This is a genomic window from Nostocoides australiense Ben110 (assembly GCF_001050535.1).
GTDB classification, from domain to species: Bacteria; Actinomycetota; Actinomycetes; order Actinomycetales; family Dermatophilaceae; genus Nostocoides_A; species Nostocoides_A australiense.
In genome coordinates this window covers 596,959-618,135 of sequence record NZ_HG764815.1, presented here as the reverse complement: position 1 = coordinate 618,135, position 21,177 = coordinate 596,959, and the positions used below count along the sequence as shown (strand labels likewise).

General features: G+C 69.4%; 21 protein-coding genes and 3 pseudogenes. 10 read left to right on the top strand and 14 right to left on the bottom strand.

What is annotated here, in order from left to right; translation table 11 throughout:
- Window positions 1-1,070, top strand: a pseudogene (locus BN11_RS25000) (hypothetical protein); the annotation flags it as partial.
- 344 nt (window positions 1,071-1,414) lie between these two features.
- On the opposite strand, the pseudogene BN11_RS25785 reads toward BN11_RS25000, so the two are convergent.
- The 3 genes and pseudogenes from BN11_RS25785 to BN11_RS02865 all read right to left on the bottom strand — a co-directional run.
- A pseudogene (locus tag BN11_RS25785) lies at window positions 1,415-1,480 on the bottom strand (hypothetical protein); the annotation flags it as partial.
- Window positions 1,459-1,941 (bottom strand): sigma factor, encoded by a 483-nt coding sequence (locus BN11_RS25780; RefSeq protein WP_327152830.1) that lies wholly within the window; start codon window positions 1,939-1,941, stop codon window positions 1,459-1,461. The gene BN11_RS25780 and the pseudogene BN11_RS25785, both read right to left, overlap by 22 nt.
- Window positions 1,841-3,067: a UDP-N-acetylglucosamine pyrophosphorylase gene (locus tag BN11_RS02865; RefSeq protein ID WP_083433483.1), complete on the bottom strand. Its 1,227-nt coding sequence runs from the start codon at window positions 3,065-3,067 to the stop codon at window positions 1,841-1,843. The genes BN11_RS25780 and BN11_RS02865 overlap by 101 nt, the downstream gene beginning before the upstream one ends.
- A 214-nt stretch (window positions 3,068-3,281) precedes the next feature.
- Here BN11_RS02865 and eutH point away from each other — a divergent pair.
- Both eutH and helR read left to right on the top strand, forming a co-directional pair.
- Window positions 3,282-3,431 (top strand): annotated as a pseudogene (eutH, locus tag BN11_RS26005) (ethanolamine utilization protein EutH); the annotation flags it as partial.
- Window positions 3,432-3,719: 288 nt separating this feature from the next.
- Window positions 3,720-5,855 (top strand): RNA polymerase recycling motor ATPase HelR, encoded by a 2,136-nt coding sequence (gene helR / locus BN11_RS02860; protein ID WP_048694201.1) that lies wholly within the window; start codon window positions 3,720-3,722, stop codon window positions 5,853-5,855.
- A 42-nt stretch (window positions 5,856-5,897) separates the two neighbouring features.
- Here the strand turns inward: helR and BN11_RS02855 are convergent, their stop codons facing one another.
- Entirely contained in the window at window positions 5,898-6,476 is a 579-nt protein-coding gene (locus BN11_RS02855; protein WP_048694198.1) for a hypothetical protein, read from the bottom strand.
- Window positions 6,477-6,666: 190 nt separating this feature from the next.
- Here BN11_RS02855 and BN11_RS02850 point away from each other — a divergent pair, with 190 nt between their 5' ends.
- Window positions 6,667-7,368: a Pr6Pr family membrane protein gene (locus BN11_RS02850; RefSeq protein WP_048694194.1), complete on the top strand. Its 702-nt coding sequence runs from the start codon at window positions 6,667-6,669 to the stop codon at window positions 7,366-7,368.
- A gap of 62 nt (window positions 7,369-7,430) precedes the next feature.
- On the opposite strand, the gene BN11_RS02845 is transcribed toward BN11_RS02850, so the two are convergent.
- The gene (locus BN11_RS02845; protein ID WP_048694189.1) at window positions 7,431-7,823 is read right to left on the bottom strand and encodes a hypothetical protein; all 393 of its coding nucleotides are present in this window, start codon (window positions 7,821-7,823) and stop codon (window positions 7,431-7,433) included.
- A gap of 114 nt (window positions 7,824-7,937) precedes the next feature.
- Window positions 7,938-9,038, bottom strand: a complete 1,101-nt coding sequence (locus BN11_RS02840; protein WP_048694186.1) for an adenosine deaminase — start codon at window positions 9,036-9,038, stop codon at window positions 7,938-7,940.
- A 65-nt stretch (window positions 9,039-9,103) separates the two neighbouring features.
- On the opposite strand from BN11_RS02840, the gene BN11_RS02835 reads away from it, so the two are divergent.
- The 4 genes from BN11_RS02835 to BN11_RS02820 all read left to right on the top strand — a co-directional run bounded on the left by BN11_RS02835 (window position 9,104) and on the right by BN11_RS02820 (window position 11,048).
- Complete coding sequence (locus tag BN11_RS02835) at window positions 9,104-9,424, top strand: ArsR/SmtB family transcription factor (RefSeq protein ID WP_048694183.1); 321 nt, start codon at window positions 9,104-9,106, stop codon at window positions 9,422-9,424.
- Window positions 9,421-10,362, top strand: coding sequence for an SRPBCC domain-containing protein (locus BN11_RS02830; protein WP_048694181.1), 942 nt, complete (start codon window positions 9,421-9,423; stop codon window positions 10,360-10,362). Before BN11_RS02835 ends, BN11_RS02830 begins: the two co-directional genes overlap by 4 nt.
- A 63-nt stretch (window positions 10,363-10,425) precedes the next feature.
- The gene (locus BN11_RS02825; protein WP_048694179.1) at window positions 10,426-10,632 is read left to right on the top strand and encodes a hypothetical protein; all 207 of its coding nucleotides are present in this window, start codon (window positions 10,426-10,428) and stop codon (window positions 10,630-10,632) included.
- Window positions 10,623-11,048 (top strand): PIN domain-containing protein, encoded by a 426-nt coding sequence (locus BN11_RS02820; RefSeq protein WP_048694176.1) that lies wholly within the window; start codon window positions 10,623-10,625, stop codon window positions 11,046-11,048. Before BN11_RS02825 ends, BN11_RS02820 begins: the two co-directional genes overlap by 10 nt.
- A gap of 33 nt (window positions 11,049-11,081) precedes the next feature.
- Here BN11_RS02820 and BN11_RS02815 read toward each other — a convergent pair whose 3' ends face one another.
- From BN11_RS02815 to BN11_RS02790, 6 genes are all read right to left on the bottom strand, one after another.
- Window positions 11,082-12,365: a thymidine phosphorylase gene (locus BN11_RS02815; protein WP_048694174.1), complete on the bottom strand. Its 1,284-nt coding sequence runs from the start codon at window positions 12,363-12,365 to the stop codon at window positions 11,082-11,084.
- A 71-nt stretch (window positions 12,366-12,436) separates the two neighbouring features.
- Entirely contained in the window at window positions 12,437-12,841 is a 405-nt protein-coding gene (locus tag BN11_RS02810; RefSeq protein ID WP_048694172.1) for a cytidine deaminase, read from the bottom strand.
- 13 nt (window positions 12,842-12,854) lie between these two features.
- Complete coding sequence (locus BN11_RS02805; protein ID WP_048694170.1) at window positions 12,855-14,126, bottom strand: ABC transporter permease; 1,272 nt, start codon at window positions 14,124-14,126, stop codon at window positions 12,855-12,857.
- Entirely contained in the window at window positions 14,123-15,241 is a 1,119-nt protein-coding gene (locus tag BN11_RS02800) for an ABC transporter permease (protein WP_048694169.1), read from the bottom strand. Before BN11_RS02800 ends, BN11_RS02805 begins: the two co-directional genes overlap by 4 nt.
- Window positions 15,238-16,803, bottom strand: a complete 1,566-nt coding sequence (locus BN11_RS02795) for an ABC transporter ATP-binding protein (RefSeq protein ID WP_235435338.1) — start codon at window positions 16,801-16,803, stop codon at window positions 15,238-15,240. Before BN11_RS02795 ends, BN11_RS02800 begins: the two co-directional genes overlap by 4 nt.
- Window positions 16,804-17,003: 200 nt before the next feature.
- A complete protein-coding gene (locus BN11_RS02790; RefSeq protein WP_235435337.1) occupies window positions 17,004-17,969 on the bottom strand; it encodes a BMP family lipoprotein in 966 nt (321 codons plus the stop codon).
- Between BN11_RS02790 and BN11_RS24990 the strand changes: the two genes are divergently transcribed.
- Entirely contained in the window at window positions 17,968-18,138 is a 171-nt protein-coding gene (locus BN11_RS24990; protein ID WP_235435336.1) for a hypothetical protein, read from the top strand. The two genes, BN11_RS02790 and BN11_RS24990, sit on opposite strands and share 2 nt — an antisense overlap.
- Window positions 18,139-18,253: 115 nt before the next feature.
- On the opposite strand, the gene BN11_RS02785 is transcribed toward BN11_RS24990, so the two are convergent.
- Window positions 18,254-19,465: an amidohydrolase gene (locus BN11_RS02785; protein WP_048694161.1), complete on the bottom strand. Its 1,212-nt coding sequence runs from the start codon at window positions 19,463-19,465 to the stop codon at window positions 18,254-18,256.
- Between BN11_RS02785 and BN11_RS02780 the strand changes: the two genes are divergently transcribed.
- Window positions 19,464-19,757: a CoA-binding protein gene (locus tag BN11_RS02780; protein ID WP_157043944.1), complete on the top strand. Its 294-nt coding sequence runs from the start codon at window positions 19,464-19,466 to the stop codon at window positions 19,755-19,757. The two genes, BN11_RS02785 and BN11_RS02780, sit on opposite strands and share 2 nt — an antisense overlap.
- Window positions 19,758-20,056: 299 nt before the next feature.
- Here the strand turns inward: BN11_RS02780 and BN11_RS02775 are convergent, their stop codons facing one another.
- Window positions 20,057-21,139: a mannose-1-phosphate guanylyltransferase gene (locus BN11_RS02775; RefSeq protein WP_048694158.1), complete on the bottom strand. Its 1,083-nt coding sequence runs from the start codon at window positions 21,137-21,139 to the stop codon at window positions 20,057-20,059.
- Window positions 21,140-21,177 lie beyond the last annotated feature (38 nt).

Sequence of the window (21,177 nt, the reverse complement as noted above, 5' to 3'; positions counted from 1 at the left end):
CCGTGGTGCTGGTCCGGATCAGCGCGGCGCTGGTCATCGCCGCCTATCGCGTGGCCCTCGGCGAACGGCCGGCCTTGCGAGCCCTGTGGAACGAGACCCGCGGCATCATCTGGAATGTCCTCGGCCTCTATCTGCTGATCGTCGGCGCCGTGGTGGTGGTCGGCGTGCTCGCGATCCTGCTCATCGGCGGTTCGGTCGCTGCGGACGAGGGCTTCGGCATTGGCGTCATGCTGTTGCTGCTCTTCCTGGCCTACCCGGTGATGATCTGGCTTTCGGTCAAGTGCGCGTTCATCTTTCAGACCGTCGCGATCGAGAAGGCCGGCCCCATCGAGGCGATCCGGCGCACCTTCGTCCTCACCAAGGGCATGTGGTGGGTCACTCTGGGCCGGCAGCTGATGCTGTCGCTGCTGGCGCTGCCGCTGATGTTCGTCTTCAGCCTCGCCTCCGCTCCGTTCAGCGCGTTGACGCGCGATTCCGGCGACGCCTCCTCCGTGGCGGGCGGCATCGTCGCCGCCATCGTGATGGGCATCGGCGCCATCGCGCTCTATATCTTCCAGCTCTATTCGGTGGTCTATTCGACGCTGATGTACATCGACGCCCGGCGCCGGGAGAGCCTCGGCGGGCAGGCCCACGCTTATGGCAGCCCCCAGCAGGACTATGTGCAGCCGGCCTACCAGCCCGGCGGCTACCCCTATGGCCCGGCGGCATCCGGGTCGGCGGCCGGCGCGGTCGCGGGCAGTCAGTGGAACTCTCCCGCCTATCCAGGGCCGGCCCCGGTCCCGTCGTCGCCCTATCCCCAGCAGCCGTATGGGCAGTATCCCCAGTCCACCACCGACGCGCCGGCCTATCCGGAGTCCGGTGGCAGCCTGTGGTCGGGGTCGCCGAGCTCCTCGGATCCGACAGCCCCGATGCCCCAGATCGGCTCTGATGCCGGGGGGTCCGACTCCGGTGGTGGGTCCTGGGGCGGGGACTCGAGTGGTGGTGGCGACTCGGGCGATGGAGGGGACTCGAGTGGCGGCGGGGGCTCGGGCGGTGGCGGCGGAGACTCCGGCGGGTCGTCGTCGGACTGAGCCGGTCGTTCGCCGCTGAGCTGGTCGCGGCGGCGGGCGAGAAAGTCGCGTTCGGCGGGGTTGCCGGCGAGCGCGATTGCCCGGTCGTATGCCGTCCGCGCCTCCCCCACGCGCTCCGCTCGCGGGCGGATCGCCTCATCCGTCAGCCCCACGCGCACCGGGTCCGCGCCGTCACTGTCGAGATAGCCCTCGTTGAAGATGAGGAGGACCACGGCAAGAACGCCGTCGAGGCGCTCGCGCACGTCGGCCTCCGACGGCACCGCGAACGGAATCCCCGCATCCGTGATCTTCGCCTTGGCGCGCGTGATGCGCCGGGCCATCGCCGTCTCCGTGCTGAGGAAGGCGCGCGCGATCTGAGCGACCGTCAACCCACCGAGCAGCCGCAACGTCAGCGCCACCCGTGACTCCATCGCGAGCACCGGATGACAGCACGTGACGATGAGCCGGAGCCGGTCGTCCTCGACGGGCCCGGTGGGCGCGTGCGGGCTGTCGTCCTGCAGCCGAGCGGCGCCCGCTGTTGCGTGGCGCGCTGGGACTCCCGGCGGAGGCGGTCGATCGCCTTGCGGGTGGCTGTGGTGGTCAGCCACCCACCAGGATTGGGTGGTATGCCGTCGCTCGGCCACCGCTGCACCACGCTCGCAAATGCTTCTGCCGCAGCGTCTTCCGCGATATCGAGATCGCCGAAACGCCGACCAGGGCCCCGACGACCCGGCCCCACTCGGTGCGGTGGACGCGAGACAGGGCGGCGGCCACATCGTCGTCGCCGACGCTCATCCTTCGCGGTGCCGCAGTCGGGCAACGCCCGGCAGGAGTGCCTCGACGTCGGCCCAGCGGTCCTCGATGATGCCGGCCAGCCAGTGCTGGCCGGCATTGACGAGGTCGTCCGGGAGCGCGCGGATGGCCTCGACATAGGGCGCCCCCGCCGCTGCGGTGGCTGCGGCGTGGGTCGAAAGTGACTCGGGCACAGCGGCATACGACCCACCAAAGATCTCGGTGAGTGCCTGCGCGTGCGCGGCGAAGGCAGCCTGGGGCGCTTGCCCGGGATCCATCCGCGCGGCCAGCGCGAGCAGCCGGGTGATCCGCTCGCGGCGCCCGGCGGCGATCGCCTCCCGAGCCCCCTCCCCCACGAGCACCCCCAAGGCCCCCTGGGCGGCGAAGAAGGGGAGGCGCACCTCGGCATACCAGGCCTCGAGGGCGTCGAGGCTGGCGAGGTAGTCGAGGTTCTTGGCGACGAGCCGGTTGATGCCGCGATACTCCCGGCCGGTGAAATCGCGCTGTGTCATCGCGGGTGGCGGGCCGACCATCGTCAACGAGCGCTCCTCGCGAATATCGCTGCGCAACACCGATCCTGCCGCGACCACCGCGCCGTATGCCGTGCGCACCGGCCCGACCGCACCGCCCTGGCCGCCGAGGAAGATCGGCGGCTCGCGCAGCAGCACGCCGCGCGGGACATCGCCGAAGAGGCTCGGCGTCGTCTTGTCGCCGCCCGGGGTGAAGTTGAAGTGGATATAGGACGAGCCGACCTCGCTGTGCTCTGTGCGGCTCGTGCCGCCGGCCATCAGGCAGTCACAGAAGTTGATCAGCGACCCCAGCGTGACGAAGGGCATGAGAATCGTCTGCTTCAGCCCGACGCAGTGCGCTCCGCCGGACTCCTCCTCCAGCAGGCAACCCTCCCGGACGTGGTGTCCCAACCCGAGGTTCGCGCCATCGAGGAAGGTAGCGCGGGCGGCATACCCACCCTTGAGTGCGACCCCGCGACCGAGGCGGCAGTCCTCGATCGTCACCGGCCCCTCCCGACCCAACTCGCATCCGGCGGAGATGACGGTCGAGGCGCCACGGATCCGGGCGCCGGGGTGGATGACGACGCCGTCGCCGCTGACGTGCTCGACATCGACCTCGTCGCCGATCTCGACGGTCAACGGCACGGGCATCGTCACGCCCTTGTCGAGCAGGGCTCTAAGGGCTGCGGTGTTGCGCGGCAGCAAGGCATCGTCCACGCCCCCATCGTGCCTCACCCCGTCGAAAGAGTGCCTTTTCGACGGCGGACCGGATGTCGAGAATTGTCCCTCCACACGTCCTAGCCAATTGGCCAAGGCGATTTTGCTCACAACCACACATTGGCTCTTGCGAAGCCCGCCGGGGTATTGGCATACGGGCGCTCAACGTCGAACGGGAGGCCACAGGGGGCTTCTGAGGCGTTGTGGAGCCCTCATGAGTATCAATGAAGTTATTGTGTGGATCCTGATGATCTGCATGGCGCTTGGTGCCATTGATCGAGCTATCGGGAATCGTTTCGGACTGGGCGAAAAGTTCGAAGACGGATTCAATGCGATGGGCCCGCTGGCACTGTCCATGGTTGGCGTCTATGCTCCGGCCGCACGGTCCTGGAGTTCGGCCCGCGGTGAGGGCGCGGCGCCCACGCCCGGCTCTGCTCCCCTCGAGTGGGGTCGGCGGCCCGCCATCGCGCCGGGGGCCTCCCGTCGACCTAGACCAGGGCGGCCCGGCAAGGCGACGCCGGTCAGGGCACGGTGTCCCTCCTCCCCTACCAAGCTATACCCCACCCGGGGGCTTGTGGCAAGGCCCCCGGCGAGGCGCACAATGCTCCGGCAGGACCGCCGCCTGAGGTGGCCCGGATCGGACACGACACCCATGAATCCCTTGAGCACCAATGTTTTCGACCTGCCCGACCGCCTGGCCGCCAAAGCCGACCCGGCCCTCATCGGGAGCGACGGACACCACTTGGCCGCCGTGGCCGGCTGCCTTGCGCAGCAGCGCGCCGACCTCGCGGCGCGCCTCGAGGAGACCCGCACCTCCCCGGTCCGCATGGGCCAGGAGGCGCTCGACCGGGACCTGCAGACCCATCGCCTCAGCGCCCGGCTCGCACTCCTGCAGCGCTTCGGCGTCGACATCTGTCTGGGGCGGATCGATCGCCCCGACGGCTCGGTCTATGTCGGCCGCATCGGCCTCATCGACGACGCCGGCCGGCAATTGCTCGTCGACTGGCGCTCCCCCGCGGCGAAGCCCTTCTTCGCCGCCACCCTCGCCAACCCGATGGGGCTGACCAGCCGGCGCCGCTACCGCTGGACCGGCGAGCGGATCACCGACTACTGGGACGAGACCTTCACCACCGACAGCGGCGCCACATCCGCCGCGCTGGACGACCAGTCGGCCTTCATCGCCAGCCTGGGCGCGAGCCGCTCGCCCCGGATGCGGGACGTGCTCGGCACCATCGCCGCGGATCAGGACGCCGTCGTCCGCGCCGGCTCCCAGGGTCCGCTCGTCGTCGACGGCGGCCCGGGGACGGGCAAGACGGTCGTCGCCCTCCACCGCGCGGCATACCTGCTGTATGCCGACCCCCGGCTCGATCCGCGACGCGGCGGCGTGCTCGTGGTCGGCCCCCACCAGCCCTATCTCGCCTACGTCGAGGACGTGCTGCCGAGCCTCGGTGAGGAGGGCGTGCGCCTGTGCACCCTGCGCGATCTCGTCGCGGAAGGCGCTGCGGCGCGCCCGGAGGGCGACCCAGCCGTCGCCCGCCTGAAGTCCGCGCGCCGGATGGTCGACGCGATCGAGGTCGCGGTGCGCTTCTACGAGGACCTGCCGGCCGCGGCGATGACGATCGATTGCGACGGGACGCCGGTCCGGATCAACCCACAGGACTGGGCCGAAGCCGCCGACGCACCCGAGGACGGGACTGCCCACAATGACGCCCGCGCCGAGATCTGGGAGGCGCTGCTCGACATCCTCGTCGACCGGTTCGATGCCGGCATACCGCTGACGCAGCGGCGACAAGCGTTGCAGCGCAACGAGGAATTGACCGAGGCGATGAACCACGCCTGGCCGCTGATCGACGCCGCCGACCTCGTCGGGGACCTGTGGTCGGTGCCGGCCTATCTGCGTCATTGCGCGCCGTGGCTGTCGCCGGAGGAGGTCCTTATGCTGCAGCGCGCCGACGCGGGCGAGTGGACGGTCGCGGACCTGCCACTCATCGACGCCGCGCGGCACCGGCTCGGCGACCCCCACGCCTCCCGCCGCCGGCAGGCGCTCGCCGCTGCCACCGCGGCCCGCCGGGAGGAGATGACGAAGGTCGTCGATCACCTGATCGCCGCCGATGACTCGACCCTGCAGGTGATGTCGATGCTGCGCGGCGCGGACCTGCAGCACGTGCTCGTCGACGACGCGCTGCCTCCCGCGGCCGACGCCGACGCGCTGGGCGGGCCCTTCGCCCACGTGGTCGTCGACGAGGCGCAGGAACTCACCGACGCCGAGTGGCAGATGGTGTTGCGTCGCTGCCCATCGCGCAGCCTGACGATCGTCGGCGATCGCGCCCAGGCCCGGCACGGGTTCACCGAGTCCTGGGTGGACCGGCTGGCGCGCGTGGGGCTGCCGACGGCTCGCCTGGCAACCCTCGGCGTCAACTACCGCACCCCGGTCGAGGTGATGACCGAGGCCGAGCCGGTGATCCGCTCGGTCCTGCCGGACGCGAACGTCCCGCTGTCGATCCGCAGCACCGGCATCCCGGTGCGCCATGGGTCGCGCCGCGAGCTGCCGGCGATCCTCGATGAGTGGGTGGCCACCCACGATGACGGAATCGCTTGTGTCATCGGTGATTCCGGGTATGCCGCGTCGCCTCGCGTACGGTCCTTGTCACCGGAGCTGGCCAAAGGACTGGAGTTCGACCTCGTCGTCCTCGTCGATCCGGACGGCTTCGGCGAGGGCATCGAGGGCGCGGTCGACCGCTATGTCGCCATGACTCGCGCCACCGGTCGCCTCGTGGTCCTCACCTGAGACCCGCGCCCCCACCCCCGTCGAGTGGACCCCGGGCAGTTCTCAACGGCCATCGAGTTCAGCTCCACCCACCTCGACGCCTGGTTGCCACCTCCGCCCCGCCGCCGCAAGGACGCCGAGCATCCCCAGGATGCCCCCGGCGGTCAGCAACCACATCGGCAGTGCGGTCGGGACCCCGAGGTGGAACGTCAGCCCGAGAATGCGTGAAAGCCCAAGCGGCACAATGGCCATTTGGTCGTTGATCGTCGTCAGCGCCCGCTCCAGTCCGGGCAGGGCGAGCAGCGCGCCGAGGCCGAGCACGGCACCGCCGACGCCGAGGACGACAGCGCCCACGCCCTGCCGCAGCCGGAGCCCGTATGCCGCGGCGAGACCGATCATGACCGCCGCCAGTGAATAGAGGAAGGCCGCGACAGCGAGGGTCACATAGATCTCGCGGACCCCGGGGTCGACCCAGAACCGGAACCAGTAGCCCCCGGGCCCGCGCAACGCCACCGCACCCATGAAGAGCAGGGTCCGCAACAGCAGCACACCCCCGAGCACGGCCCACAGCCAGAACGCATCCGCCCCCGGTCGCAGCCACCACAGCACGAGCCGCGCGGCACCGGTGCCTCGAGATCGCATGCGGCGATTGTGACGCTACCCCGCCCCTCGTCGAGTGGACACGAAACAGCCTTCGAGTGGCAGACACCGGCGATGGCCGCGAACCGCGTCCGCGTATGCGGTCACCCCCCGCGATCCGCTCTCCCGCCGCCCGCCAGCGCGGCCGGCTCCGTGCAGGTCGCGAACGGCATCCCGGGTAGCCTGCGCGTCCATGGACTTCGACACGAGGCGGCCCGGGGCCTGCGCCGCGCACGCGGTGGTGGCGCTCGTGGCGGCCACCGGCTTCATCCTGGTCGCCGTCCTCAACGCGATCGACGCCTACGGCCCCGCGACAACGGCGCCGGAAGGACACGTCTACGGCGCCAATCCCCCGGGCCTGGCCGGTGTGATCGGACGCCTCGCCGATCACGTCAGTTATTTCACCGAGTGGTCGAATGTCGTTGTGGCCCTTGCCTTCGGACTGATCGCCTGGCGGCGTGGGCAGCCCACGCACTGGCGCCGCGTGCTCCTCCTGAGCGCCCTGCTCATGATCACCGTGACCGCGATCGTCTACCGGGTGCTGCTTGCCCCGACGCAGGTCGTGCAGGGGTGGTCGGTCCTGACCAACCCGTGGCAGCACATCGTCGTGCCGGTCCTGGCCGTCGGGGTCTGGGCGATCTGGGGCCCGCGCGGTTGGGTCTCGCTGCGCCTGGTCCCGTGGGCACTGCTGATCCCCGTCGGCTGGATCGCGTGGGTCCTCCTGCGCGGACTTGCCGTCGCCGCCTACCCGTATGCCTTCGTCGACGCCCGCACCCACGGGTATGCCCGTGTCTTCACGACCATCGGCGCCATCCTGGTCTTCGCGCTCGCCGTCGCTGCGCTGTACTGGGCCATCGATGTGCTCTTGCGTCGCCGGCGCATCCCGCACCCCTGAGCGGTGCTAACCGCCTGCTGCGCACCTGACTCACCCGCGCCCGAGGGGCCAGCTCCGAGAACTCACCACTCACGATCCCACGCGATAGCCGCAGCCCCGATCGCGGCAGCACGACAACGGCCCGGACCGTGGAAATACGCAGACACCAGCCGCAGGGCCGCCTGCAACTGCGCATCGGCCTCGGTGTCAGCGGCGTCGCGGATGGCCGAGAGCAGCTTCTGCGTCACCTGCTCCGGCGTCGGCCACGCGCCACAGATCCTGCGCGCCCGCCCGGTAGGGTTCCCGACCTTCAGGAATCGTCCGAGCGTCGTCGCGCCCTGGGTCTCGAAGAGGACCGGCTGTTCTCGTGCCAGCGCTCGAAGCGCCGCCTCGACGTCGTAGTGCGACAACCCGGACCGCTCGGCGAGTCGAGCCGGCGTCGTGAGCCCACCGGTCTCGTCGTGCAGCGAGATCATCGCTCGCAAAACACTGATGTCTCGATCCCAGGTCTCTTTCACCCTTTCACTCAAGCGCGTCTGCGCTCCGGTGACCAGACCCTCACGTCGATGACACGAGCGGGCAGAGGGCCCTTACGGGACATACGAGACGACGCCCAGCGCGGCATACCCCGGCTTGACCTGATCGTTGATGATGGCCAGCCGCTCGTCATAGGGGATGAACGCGGACTTCATCGCATTGATCGTGGCCCACCGCAGGTCGGCGAGCGTCCACCTGGCCTTGTCGACCAGGTGCTGCATCTCCCGACCCTGGGTAGTGCCGCTCATCAGCCGGTTGTCCGTGTTGACCGTGACCCGGAATCGCAGGTCCTTCAGGAGCGTGATCGGGTGTGCCGCATAGGATTTCGCGGCCCCGGTCTGCAGATTGCTGGTCGGGCACATCTCGAGCGGGATGCGGCCGTCCTTGACGTATGCCGAAAGCCGGCCGAGCGTCGGCACCTCACCGGACGTGTCGATGTCGTCGACGATGCGTACGCCGTGGCCGAGCCGGTCGGCCCCGCACCACTGGATCGCCTCCCAGATGCTCGGCAGCCCGAAGGCCTCGCCGGCGTGGATGGTGAAGCGGGAGTTCTCGCGCTGCAGATACTCGAAGGCGTCGAGGTGTCGGGTGGGCGGGTAGCCCGCCTCGGCGCCGGCGATGTCGAACCCGACGACACCGGCGTCGCGGTATCGCACGGTCAGCTCGGCGATCTCGCGAGCGCGGGCGGCATGCCGCATGGCGGTGAGGAGAGCACGCACCTGGATGGTGTTGCCGGCCGCGGCCGCCTCGGACTCCCCGTCGCGGAAGCCGGCATTGACGGCCTCGACCACCGCCTCCATCGTCAGGCCACCGTCGACGTGTTGCTCTGGGGCGTAACGGGATTCGGCATAGACGACGCCGTCGGCCGCGAGGTCGAGGGCGCACTCCTTGGCCACCCGATAGAGCCCGGCCTCGGTCTGCATGACGGCCACGGTGTGGGCGAACGTCTCGAGATAGCGCACCAAGGAGCCGGAGTCGGCACTCTCTCGGAACCACCGGTCGAGATCCGCGGGGTCGGTGGCGGGCAGCGCGCGATAGCCGATCTCGTCGGCGATGTCGATGATCGTCTGCGGCCGCAGCCCCCCGTCCAGGTGATCGTGCAGCAGCGCCTTCGGGGCGGCGGCGACTTCCGGGCTGACGACGAATTCACTCACGGGCTCAGGGTATGCCGTGCCCGGGGCCCTTGCGCTCGTGCATAAGTGTCCGCTTATCATTAGCCATGGCTTATGGAAGCGCGGCGATGGATGCCTTGGGCGACCCCACCCGTCGGCGCATCCTCGAGGTGTTGCGCGACGGCGAGCACAGCGTGCGCGAGCTGACCGATGCCACGGACGTGAGTCAGCCGGCCGTCTCCCAGCACCTTCGCGTCCTCAAAGGCGCGGGCCTGGTGGAGGTCCGACCCGCGGGCGCGCGCCGCCTCTACAGCATCAACCCCGGCGGCCTCGCCGACGTCCGGGCCTGGGTCGACTCCTTCTGGGATGACGCCCTCGATGCCTTTGTCCAGCACGCCAATTCGACACCTCCGGGGAGGACCCCATGACCACCACTCCCGACGCGGCAGCACCGGTGGTGCGCGCGGCATACGTCCAGCGTCCCCAAACGGAGACCTTCGCCATCTTCACCGACCAGATCGGTGCATGGTGGCCGCTGCCCACCCATGGCGTCTTCGGCGAGCAGGCCGGCGGGCTGGAGTTCCGCGACGGCCGGCTGATCGAACTCGCCGTTGACGGCCGGGAAAGCACGTGGGGCGAGGTCCGTGCGTGGGAACCGCCGAGCAGAATGGTGATCTCCTGGCATCCGGGCCGGGACACCGGCGAACAGTCCGAGGTCGAGGTGAGGTTCGAACCCGACGCGGCCGGCACCCGAGTGATCATCGAACACCGCGGCTGGGAGACCTTCGGGGCAGACGCCATGCGGCGTCGTCGCGGATACGTCGGCCCCTCGGCGTGGGGCTATGTCCTCGACCACTTCGCCGATGTCGCCGAGCCCCGCGATCAGGCGCCGGATCTTGGCGGCCTCGCCGCGGCATACGACGCCTTCTTCGCCGAGGCGGAGCGGGGCGGCTTCGGGCCGCCACCGGCTGACAGCGAATGGGATGCCGACCAGACGCTCGCTCACGTCGCCTTGTCCGACCTGACCACGATCGCGGTGAGCCAAGCCATCATCCACCAGGAGCCGGCCCGGTTCGCCAATGTGGACTGCCAGACGCCGGACCACCTTGCAGCCTGGATCGTCCGCTGCGGCAACACAACTGGCCTGATCGCCGAAGGTCGGGCCGTGGCACAGCAGGTCATGGCTGTACTCGCGCGTCTCTCCCCCCAGCAGCTGGCGCAGGCGGTCCCGTGCTATCTGCTGCACGACGGCCAGGTCCTCGTGGACGAGCCGCGCCCGTGGGGCACCATCGCCATCCACGGACAAGCCGGCATGCACCTACCCGCACACACCGGCCAGCTGAGCAACCTGCGGCCCATGACCTGACGCCATTCTCGTCACCGTTGCTATATATACTCCTGATGGTGACGTATATATCGGAGGCGAACCGTGACCAAACGACTCATCGACCTTGACGACGATCTCCTCGAGGCAGCGCGCGACGCCCTCGGGACGTCCGGCGTCTCCGACACGGTGCGTGCGGCACTTCGTATGGCAGTCGATAACGCGGCCCGTGCTCGTGAGGTCGAGTGGTTGCGGGCCGGAGCACTCGAGCCCCTCGCCGATGCGGAGGCCCGGGCTGCGGTATGGCGCTGATAGCGCGTTACCTCATCGACACCAGCGCAGCGGCGCGTATGCGGCACCCCGAGGTGGCCGAGCGCCTGGTCCCACTCATCGAAGGTGCGCTCGTCGCTACCTGCCCGACGCTCGACGCCGAGGCTTTGTTCGTGGCCCGGGATGCTCCGGAGTATGCGGCGATCCGGGAGAACCGGCAGGGGGCTTACGAGCACTTGCCGCTCGAGAACGCGCACTGGGAACTCGCGTTCGACGCACAGCAGGCGCTTGCCGTTACTGGCAGACATCGCGCCGTGGGTATAGCCGACTTGCTCACCGCTGTCCTCGCACAGGAACACCGGCTGACAGTGATTCACTACGACGCCGACTTCGAGATCGCGGGGGAGGTTCTCCACTTCGCGCAGGCGTGGGTCCGGCCTCGGGGCTCGCTCAGTTGACCTGAATCCCTGGGATTTGAGGACGACCTGGTGTCAGTCGATCCGGTCGAGGACGATTGAAGTCTTCTCCGGGGCCGCATCGCCGATCTCGATGCCACCGGACAAGGCTTCCTTGGCGCGGCCGAATCGCTCGGGGGTGTCGGTATGCAGTGTCAGGACAGGGTCACCCTTGCGCACCTGATCCCCTGGCTTGCAATGGATTTCGACGCCGGCGCCGGCCTGCACGGGATCTTCCTTGCGCGCCCGGCCGGCCCCCAGGCGCCAGGCGGCGACGCCCACGGCATACGCATCCATCGTCGTGAGGAATCCATCGCGCTCGGCGACCACCTGCTCGCGCTCCTTGGCCACCGGCAGCGGCGCGTCCGGGTCGCCGCCCTGGGCGCGGATCATGCGCTTCCAGACATCGAGGGCACGCCCATCCTGCAGCGCCGCCCGCACGTCTTCGCCACCGCGTCCCGCCGCCTCCAGCATCTCCTCGGCGAGTTTGACCGTCAGCTCCACGACGTCGGCCGGACCGCCGCCGGCCAGCACCTCCACCGACTCGCGCACCTCCAAGGCGTTGCCGGCCGTCAACCCCAACGGGGTAGCCATATCCGTCAGCACCGCAACGGTTTTCACCCCAGCGTCGGTGCCGAGGTCGACCATGGTGCGGGCGAGTTCGCGGGCGTCGTCGAGGTTCTTCATGAAGGCGCCAGACCCGACCTTGACGTCGAGCACCAGCGCGCCCGTGCCCTCGGCAATCTTCTTGGACATGATCGAACTCGCGATGAGCGGGATCGCCTCGACAGTGCCGGTGACGTCACGCAGCGCATACAGCTTCTTGTCCGCGGGAGCGAGGCCGGAGCCCGCTGCGCAGATGACCGCGCCGACGTCCTCGAGTTGCGCCATCATCTCCTCATTCGAAAGAGCGGCCTGCCAGCCCGGGACCGACTCGAGCTTGTCGAGCGTGCCGCCCGTGTGCCCGAGCCCGCGACCCGACAACTGCGGCACGGCCACGCCGAAGACTGCCACCAGGGGCGCCAAGGGCAAGGTGACCTTGTCGCCCACACCACCGGTCGAGTGTTTGTCGGTCGTGGGCCGAGAGAGGGACGAGAAGTCCATCCGCTCCCCCGAGGCGATCATCGCGCCGGTCCACGTCGCGATCTCGCGCCGCGTCATACCGTTGAGCAGCACCGCCATGTTGAGCGCGGACATCTGCTCCTCCGCCACGGCGCCACGCGTGTAGGCGTCGATGACCCAGCGGATCTGCTCGTCACTCAACTCCTTTTTGTCGCGCTTGGCGATGATGACGTCGACGGCATCGAAGGCTTCGCTCATGCGGGCAAACTACCAGCGGCGCGCCCGCGGTCCCCGCGACCGGCAGAGTGACATGACCACGGGGGCGGGGGTCAGTGGCCGGAACGGGTCGCGAGGTCGTCGGGGCCGAAGGCTTGCGGAAGGATCTGCGACATCGGCAGGACTCCCTCCGGGGTCATCAGGAGACAGGCGGGACCACCGTTCTCCCACAACAGTTGCCGGCACCGCCCGCAGGGCATGAGCGCTTGGCCGTCGCCGCCGACGCAGTAGACGGCCGCGAAAAGCCCGCCACCGCCGAGGTGCAGCGCCGAGACGAGTCCGCACTCGGCGCACAAGCCCACGCCGTAGGAGGCGTTCTCCACATTGCAGCCGGTGAACACCCGCCCGTCCGTGGTCACCCCGGCCACCCCTACGGGGAAGTCGGAGTATGGGCAGTAGGCGCGCCGGGAAGCCTCGATCGCCTTTTCCCGCAACGACTCCCAGTCGACCTCCGACAAGCCGGCCTCGGCGCTAATGGCCTTCGCCCTTTCGATAGACCAGGCCGTCTGCGGCCGGCATCCGCAAGCGCTGGGCGGCGAAGGCAAGCACGAGGAGGGTGGTGACATAGGGCAGGGTGCCGGCGAGTTCGTTGGGGACGGTGTCGGCCGCGAAGTACCACCACGCGGTCAGGCCGGCGACGACGAGCGCCAACACGCCCTGGACGACCCGGCCGCGCCGGAACAGCTGCCAGAGGCCGATCAGCAGCAACAGCACCGCCACGAGCAACAGCACCGCGTGCACCGACTGCCCACCGGCACGCAGCCGAATGGCGTCGGTGTAGCCGAAGAGCGCCGAACCCGCGAGCAGCCCACCCGGGCGCCAGTTGCCGAAGATCATGGCGGCCAGACCGATATAGCCGCGGCCACCGGTCTGCCCGTCGCGGAAGAGGTTGGAGGCCACCAGGGTCAAGAAGGCACCGCCGAGGCCGGCCAGCGAGCCGGACGCCAGCACCGCGAGGAACTTGTACTTGTAGACGTTCACACCGAGCGACTCGGCGGCCGCCGGCGACTCTCCGACCGAGCGCAGCCGCAGGCCGAAAGCCGTGCGCCACAACACATACCAGGTCGCGATGAATAGCCCGAGGGTGATCAGCGTCAGCACCGACACATTCGTCGTCAACCCTCGCACGATGGCGGCGAGGTCGGAGACGAAGAAAATGTGTTTACGCTCCAGCGTCAACAGCGGATCGCCGATCCCGGGCAAGGACAAGGAGGGCGCATACTCCAGCGGCGGCGACTGGGTCGGGCCGCCGCCGGGCAGGCCGGTGAAGAAGCGCGACGCGAGATACTTCGCTACGCCCAGGCCGATGATGTTCAACGCCACACCGGAAACGATGTGGTCGACCCCGAAGTAGACGGTCGCGATGGCGTGGATCAGGCCGCCCACCAGACCACCGAGGGCGCCGCCGAGGATGCCGATCCACGGCCCCCAGTGATAGGCGCAGAACGCCGAGGACCAGGTGCCGAGGATCATCATGCCCTCGAGACCGATGTTGACGACACCGGCTCGCTCACACCACAGACCGCCGAGACCGGCGAGCGCGATGGGCACGGCAAGGCCGAACGCTGCCGCGATGGCGCCGGAGGAGTCCAGATCGTTGGCGCCGGTGATGACGCGCAGCGCGGACATCAGGATGATCGCGCCGAGGATGATCATCCCCCAGCGCGCCCACGGGTTGGCGAGGAACGATCCGCGGGCGGGGGCCGTCCCGGGCGTCGGCGTGCGCGTGACGACGGTGCTCATGCCACCGCTCCTTCCTGATCACGGACCGCGGCTCGCTGAGCGGCCAACTCCCTTGCGACACGCTGCTGTTCGAGCCGGATGTCGAGGCGACGCGTGCCCTCGTAGGCGATGACGACGGCGAAGAGGATGATGCCCTGGATGATGTACACCAGCTCCGGAGCGACGCCCGCGCGGATCTGCAGACCGTTGGCCTGGGTGTCGAGATAGCTCCACAGCAGCGCGGCGAAGGCGATGCCGACCGGGTGGTTGCGCCCGAGCAGCGCGATGCCGATGCCGGCGAAGCCGAGACCCGCCTGGAAGGTCGTGCCATAGCTGTGGTCCTGCCCGAAGAGCAGCGGCATACCGATCAGACCCGCGAGCGCCCCGGAGGCGATCATCGATGTCATCACCATCCGCTTGACCTTCACGCCGCTCGCGACCGCCGCGGTCTCCGACGAACCGGTGGCGCGCAGGTCGAACCCGAACCGGGTCTTGCCGAGCACGAACCAGTAGAGGAGCCCGACGATGACCGCCAGCAGCAGCAGACTGTAGATCCGGTTGCTCGCGCCGGGAATGAGCTTCCAGCCCTCCAGTTGTGAGGATTCGGGGATCGTCTTGGTGCCGATCGCGTTGGATCCGGCGGTCCGCACCGCCACCTTCAGCAGCAGCCACGACACCACGCCGGTGGCGATGGCGTTGAGCATGATCGTCGAGATGACTTCGGAGACACCGCGTTTGACTTTCAGGTATGCCGCGATGCTCGCCCAGAACCCGCCCGCCACCATCGCGACGACGATCGCCACGAGGATGTTGAGAACGCCGGGCAGCCACGCCTGGCCGGCGAAGAGCGCGGCCGCGAACGACCCGACCCGGTATTGCCCGTCGACGCCGATATTGAACAGGTTCATCTTGAACCCCACGGCAACCGCGATCGCCGACAGATAGAGCACGATCGCGCCGTTGACGATGTTCGTGATCTGCCGCGGCTTCGGCTTGCTCAGCATCGTGATCCACACATCCTTGACCGGGTCGCCGAGCGCCATGAGCACCAGCGAGGTCAGGAGGAAGGCGACGAAGAGAGCCAGGATCGGGGCCGCGATCGACAGGAGGGCCCGGCGCAGGTTGGCGTTGGTCATCGGGGGTCCTCGATGTCGTCTGCGGCCGGTGACGGGGCAAGCGCCGGTCCGGTCAAGGAGTCAGGGTATGCCGCGTCGCCGCCGGCGTCGGCCGGCGCAGGCGCGTCGCCGTGCGAGCCGTCGGCGCCGGTCATCGCCGCGCCGAGATCCTGGCTGGTGACGGTGTCGGGGTCGAAGGTGCCGGTCAACCGGCCGCGCAGGATGACCCGGATGGTGTCGGACAGGCCGATCAACTCCTCCAGGTCGGCACTGATGAGCAACACCCCGAGCCCTTCGTGCCGGGCCTGCCGCATCAGGTCCCAGATCGCCGACTGCGCTCCGACATCGACGCCGCGGGTCGGGTGGGAGGCGACCAGAACCTTTGAGGCGTGCGACATTTCGCGGCCGACGATGAGCTTCTGCTGATTGCCGCCCGACAACGAACCGGCCGTGACGAAGATCGAGGGGGTGCGCACGTCATACTCCCGCACGATGCGCTCGGTGTCCGACTTGGCGCCGCGGGCGTCGATCAGCCCGCCCTTGACGTTGGGCCGTTCGGTCTGGTGACCGAGGATCCGGTTCTCCCACAAGGGGGCCTCCAGCAGCAGCCCGTGGCGGTGGCGGTCCTCGGGGATATATCCGACCCCGGCCTCGCGGATCTCGCGCACCTCCCAGTCGGAGATGTCGGTGCCTTCGAGATGCACCGTCCCGGCCGTGGGCTCGCGCATCCCCATGATGACCTCGACCAGCTCGGCCTGCCCGTTGCCCTCGACGCCCGCGACCCCGACGATCTCGCCCGCGTGGATGTCAAGGTCGATGTCGTGCAACAGGTCTCGGCCCTCGCCGCCGGCGAGGGTGATGTCCCGCATCGACAGCACGACCCGGTCGGTGACCGTCGACTCGCTCGTCTCGGGAGTGGGCAGCTGCGAGCCGACCATCAGCTCCGCGAGCTGACGTGCGTTGACCTCGGACGGATCGACCGAGGCGACCGTCGTGCCGCGCCGGATGACCGTGATGTCGTCGGCGACCGACAACACCTCGTCGAGCTTGTGCGAGATGAAGATGACCGTCAGGCCCTCGGCCTTCAGTTCGCGCAGGTTGTCGAAGAGTTCGTCGACCTCCTGCGGCACGAGCACCGCGGTGGGCTCGTCGAGGATGAGGATCTTGGCGCCGCGATAGAGGACCTTGAGGATCTCGACCCGTTGCCGGTCTCCCACACCGAGATCCGCGACAAGGTCGTCGGGGTCGACATCGAGACCGAAGTCCTCTGCGATCCGGCGGATCTCCGCGCGCGCCCCCCCGCCGATGCCGTGCAGCTTCTCCGCGCCGAGGACGACGTTCTCGAGGACGGTGAGATTGTCGGCGAGCATGAAGTGCTGGAACACCATGCCGATGCCGGCGTCGATCGCGTCGGACGGCGAATGCAGGGTGACCTCGGACCCGTTGACCTTGATCGTGCCCTCGTCCTGGCGCTGCACCCCGTAGAGGATCTTCATCAGCGTCGACTTGCCGGCGCCGTTCTCCCCCACCAGTGCGTGCACGGTGCCGCGGCGGACGGCGAAGGAGATGTCCTTGTTGGCCACGACACCCGGGAAGCGCTTCGTGATCCCGGTGACTTCGACGGCGAGATCGCCTGTCGGGGGGCTGGCTACTGCGGCGATGACGAGACCTCCATGTCACTCGTTGGCCGGTATGACCGGCCACCCTGCCGGGAGCGACAAGCAGGGGCTGGGTGAACGCTACACGTCCACCCAGCCCCTGCCTTGTTCGCCGACCCGGAGGGTTACTTCGTGTCCGGAACCGTGATCTCGCCGGAGATGATCTTGGCCTTGTAGTCGTCGAGCTTCGCGATGATATCCGCGCTCAGGTGATCGCCGGTGGTGGAGTAGCCCACCCCGTCGGCCTTGAGGTCGTAGATGACATTGCCGGACACCGGGCTGCCCGCGGCGGCCTTGCTCAGGTAGTCGTAGACCGCAACGTCGACCTTCTTGAGCATCGAGGTCAGAATGACGTCCTGGACGCCGGCCTCGGCGGTCTTCGCCTGGTCGGAGTCGACGCCGATGGCCCAGCCCTTGGCGGCCTTGGCGGCGGTGAAGACACCCGCACCCGACCCGCCCGCGGCGTGGTAGACGACGTCCGCGCCACCTTGGAACATGCCCTCGGCAGCGGTCTTGCCCTTGGCCGGGTCACCGAAGCCGCTGAAGTCCGGCGGCTGGGTGAGATAGGTGGAATCGATCTTGATGTCGGGGTTGACGGCCTTCGCGCCCGCCTCGTAGCCCGCCTCGAACTTCACGATCAGCGGCACGTTGACGCCACCGACGAAGCCGATGTGGTCCTCTTTGGTGGTCAGCGCGGCCGCAGCACCGACGAGGAAGGACCCCTCCTGCTCGGCGAAGGTCAGCTGCGCGACGTTGTCGCCCTTCGAGGCGTCGGAGGCGTCGTCGATGATGGCGAAGTGGACGTCCGGGTTCTCTTTGGCCACCTTGCCGACCGACGCGGCATACGCGAACCCGACCGCGATGATGTTGGTGTAGCCCGCGTCCACGAGCTGGTTGAGGCGCTCCTCGCGGGCGGCCTCGTTCTCGCCGTTGACGGCGGTCGCGTCCTTGGTCTCGATGCCGAGTTCGGCCTTGGCCTTGTCCATGCCCGCAGCGGCGGCGTCGTTGAAGGACTGGTCGCCACGACCGCCCACGTCATACGCCATACCGACCTTGAGGTCGGAGTTGCCCGCGGGGGCGGAGGACGACATGCTCTCGCTGCCCGACGCCGACGCGCTCTCGGACGCGCTGCCGCTCGCCGAGGCGCTCGTGGCGCCCGCACTGGCGCTGCTCGCCGACGATTCCTTGCTCGTGCCCGAGCCACACGCGGCCAGGGCCAGGCTGCTGGCCGAGACGACCGCGGCCACCTTCATCAGTTGACGCAAGGTGCTCTCCTCATTTCTTCCAATCGAGGGCACGATCGCGCCCACTGAAGACGAAGGATAAGCCGCGCCGCAGGAAGTCCGTCGTCACACCCGTCCCAATGCGGGAAGTGTTACGAACTCGTGGCGTGATTTGCGGCATACCGCCCGATCGCGGCGAGGGCAGTGGAGGCCAGCAGCATCGCGCCGGCGGGGATCGCCGCCTCGTCGACGATCAGGTCACCCTGGTGCAGGTCGTATGTCCGACCGCCCGGCGCTCGCGTGCCCAGACGCGCCATCGCGCCGGGAGCGTGGTGGAGGAACCACGCGAAGTCCTCGCCCCCCATCGACTGCCGGGTGGCGACCGGGTCCAGGCCCATCTGCACCGCCCCGGCCCGCAGGTCCGCGATCGCCGTCGCGTCGTTGACGACCGGCGGGACACCGGGCGAGTGAACGACCTCGACGCCCACGCCATACGGCTTGGCAACGGACTCGACCAGCTCCTTGACGATCGGCCCGATCTGGTGCCACACCTCGGCGTCGAGGATCCGCAGCGTGCCCGTCGCCTCACCGGAGGAGGGGATGACGTTGCCGGCCGCGCCGGCGTGCATCTGCCCCCACACCAGTAGCGCGCCCGCCCGCGGGTCGACCCGGCGCGACAGCAGCGCGGGCACCTCGGTGACCACCTTCGCGAGGGCGTAGGTGAGGTCCTCGGTCAGGTGCGGCCGGGAGGTATGGCCGCCGCGGCCGGTCAGCTTGACGTCGATGCGGTCGGCTGCCGCCGTGATCGGCCCTTCGCGCAGGCCCACCTTGCCGACGTCGAGACTGGGGTCGCAGTGCAGGGCGTATGCCGCGTCGACACCCTCCAGGTGCCCCTCGCCGACGACGAGTTCGGCGCCGCCCGGGATGGCCTCCTCCGCCGGCTGGAAGACCAGGCGCACCGCAGCGTCGGCTGCGCGCAGCGCCTCGTCCTGTCCCGCGAGGGCGAGCCCCGCGCCGACGAGGGCGGTCGTATGCACGTCGTGCCCGCACGCGTGGCAGACGCCGGGGCTGACGGAGGCGAAGTCGAGCCCGGTGCGCTCGCGCACGGGAAGGGCGTCGATGTCGGCGCGCAGCGCCACCCGGTATGCCGCGTCCTCCGCCCCGATGTCGACGACCAGTCCGCTCTTGCTCAAGCGGGTGGGCTTCAGCCCGCCCTCCTCGAGCAGGTCGCACACCAGCGCCGTGGTGCGCTGCTCCTGCCAGCTGATCTCGGGGTGCCGGTGGATGTCGCGCCGGATGGTCACCAATTGCGCCTGGCGGGTGGCGATGGCGCCGCGGACGGCGGCGAAGGAGTCGGGTGTCATGTCGACGGACAACGTTACCGGCCCTCCCGTCGAGAGAGCACTTCTCCCCCGTCGAGAGAGCGCGATGGGCACCATGAAGGAGGCCGTGGACCTCGGGATCACGAAGGCCTGGATGCACCGCTCCTTCGGGACGGGCAGCGTCTCGGCCGAGGCCACGAGCTACGGCCGCGAACACGGCATCACGGTCATCGACGGCGGCTGCCCGCTGATGTTCGGTCCGACCGCGGACACCGGGCACAAGTGGATGTGCCGGATGTTGAAGCTGACCGGCAAGGTCCCCCGCACCATGTGACCGTCGCTGCACGCGGCTACACGCTGGACCGCGCCGCCCCGACGCTCCCGGGGAGCGTCTTCATTCGCTGATCTCGAGGCAGAATCCGAATCCGCGAACAGTCACGAGCATCCGCGGACTCCTGGCACTGTCGCGACGCGTGCGGCGCAGAGACGAAATGCGGACATCCAGTGTCTTCTTGGTGCGATCCCGTTCCGCACCCGCACCGGCGATCCGGCCGACCGCTAGAAGCGCCCCGTGCAGCGGCGCCACACGGCACCTCCCGAGCCCGGGCCCCTGCGGCCGCGGCCGGGCCGGGGTCAGATCAGGTCGGTGCGGCCGTGGTCGCGCAGGTGCTCGACGAGCGCCTTGACGTCCTGGGCGCGCTCGCGGGTGGTGACCAGAAGGGCGTCCGGGGTGTCGACGACGATGACGTCCTCGAGGCCGAGCACGGTCACGGTGCGCTGCGACCCGGGGACCACCAGGCCCGTCGCGTCCAGGGCATGCACCAGGTCGCGTTCCCCCAAGACCCGCGGCCCGCGCCCCGGGTCGGGCAGGAGGACGGCGAGAGAAGAGAAGTCGCCGATGTCGTCCCAACCGAAGGCACCGGGCACGACGACGACGGCGTGCTCGTCCGCGGCCGGTTCGGCGACAGCGTGGTCGATGGCGATCTTCGGCAGCGCCGGCCACATCTCCTCGAGGCGCTCCGGCGCGGCGGCGATGGCCCGCAGGTCGGCGGCGAACTGCGGGTGCCATCGTCCGAGCAGGTCCAGCAGCCGGGCGGCCCGCACGACGAACATCCCGGCGTTCCACCGGAACTCGCCCGTCGCGATGTACGCCGCGGCCTGCCGCGCATCCGGCTTCTCGACGAACTGGCGCACATGCAACGCGGTGGGGAACCCGGTCACGGGGCGACCCGACTGCACATACCCGAAGCCCGTCGCGGCATACGTCGGGGTGATCCCGATCGTCACCAGGTGATCGTCTGCGGCGAGCCCCACCCCCTCCCGGATGCACTCCTGGAAGGCGGACTGGTCGATGACCACGTGGTCGGCGGCGAAGGACCCGAGGATCGCGTCCGGGTCGCGGGCCTCCAACACGGCCGCGGCCAGCCCGATCGCCGCCATCGAGTCGCGCGGGGTGGGCTCGACCAGCACGGCCGCGGCGGGCACGGCGGGCAGTTGCGCGCGGATCGCCTCCGCGTGCCGGACGCCGGTGACGATAAAGATCCGCTCGCCGACGAGGGGCCGCAGCCGGGCGACGGTGTCCTGGATGAGCGTGTGCCCGGACCCGGACAGGTCGTGGAGGAACTTCGGCGACCCGGCGCGCGAGAGCGGCCACAACCGGGTGCCGGCCCCGCCCGCGGGAATGACGGCGTGGAATCGAGACAGCGGATCGCTCACGGCAGGCAGGCTAGCCGCCGCGGGCGGTCGGGACCGCC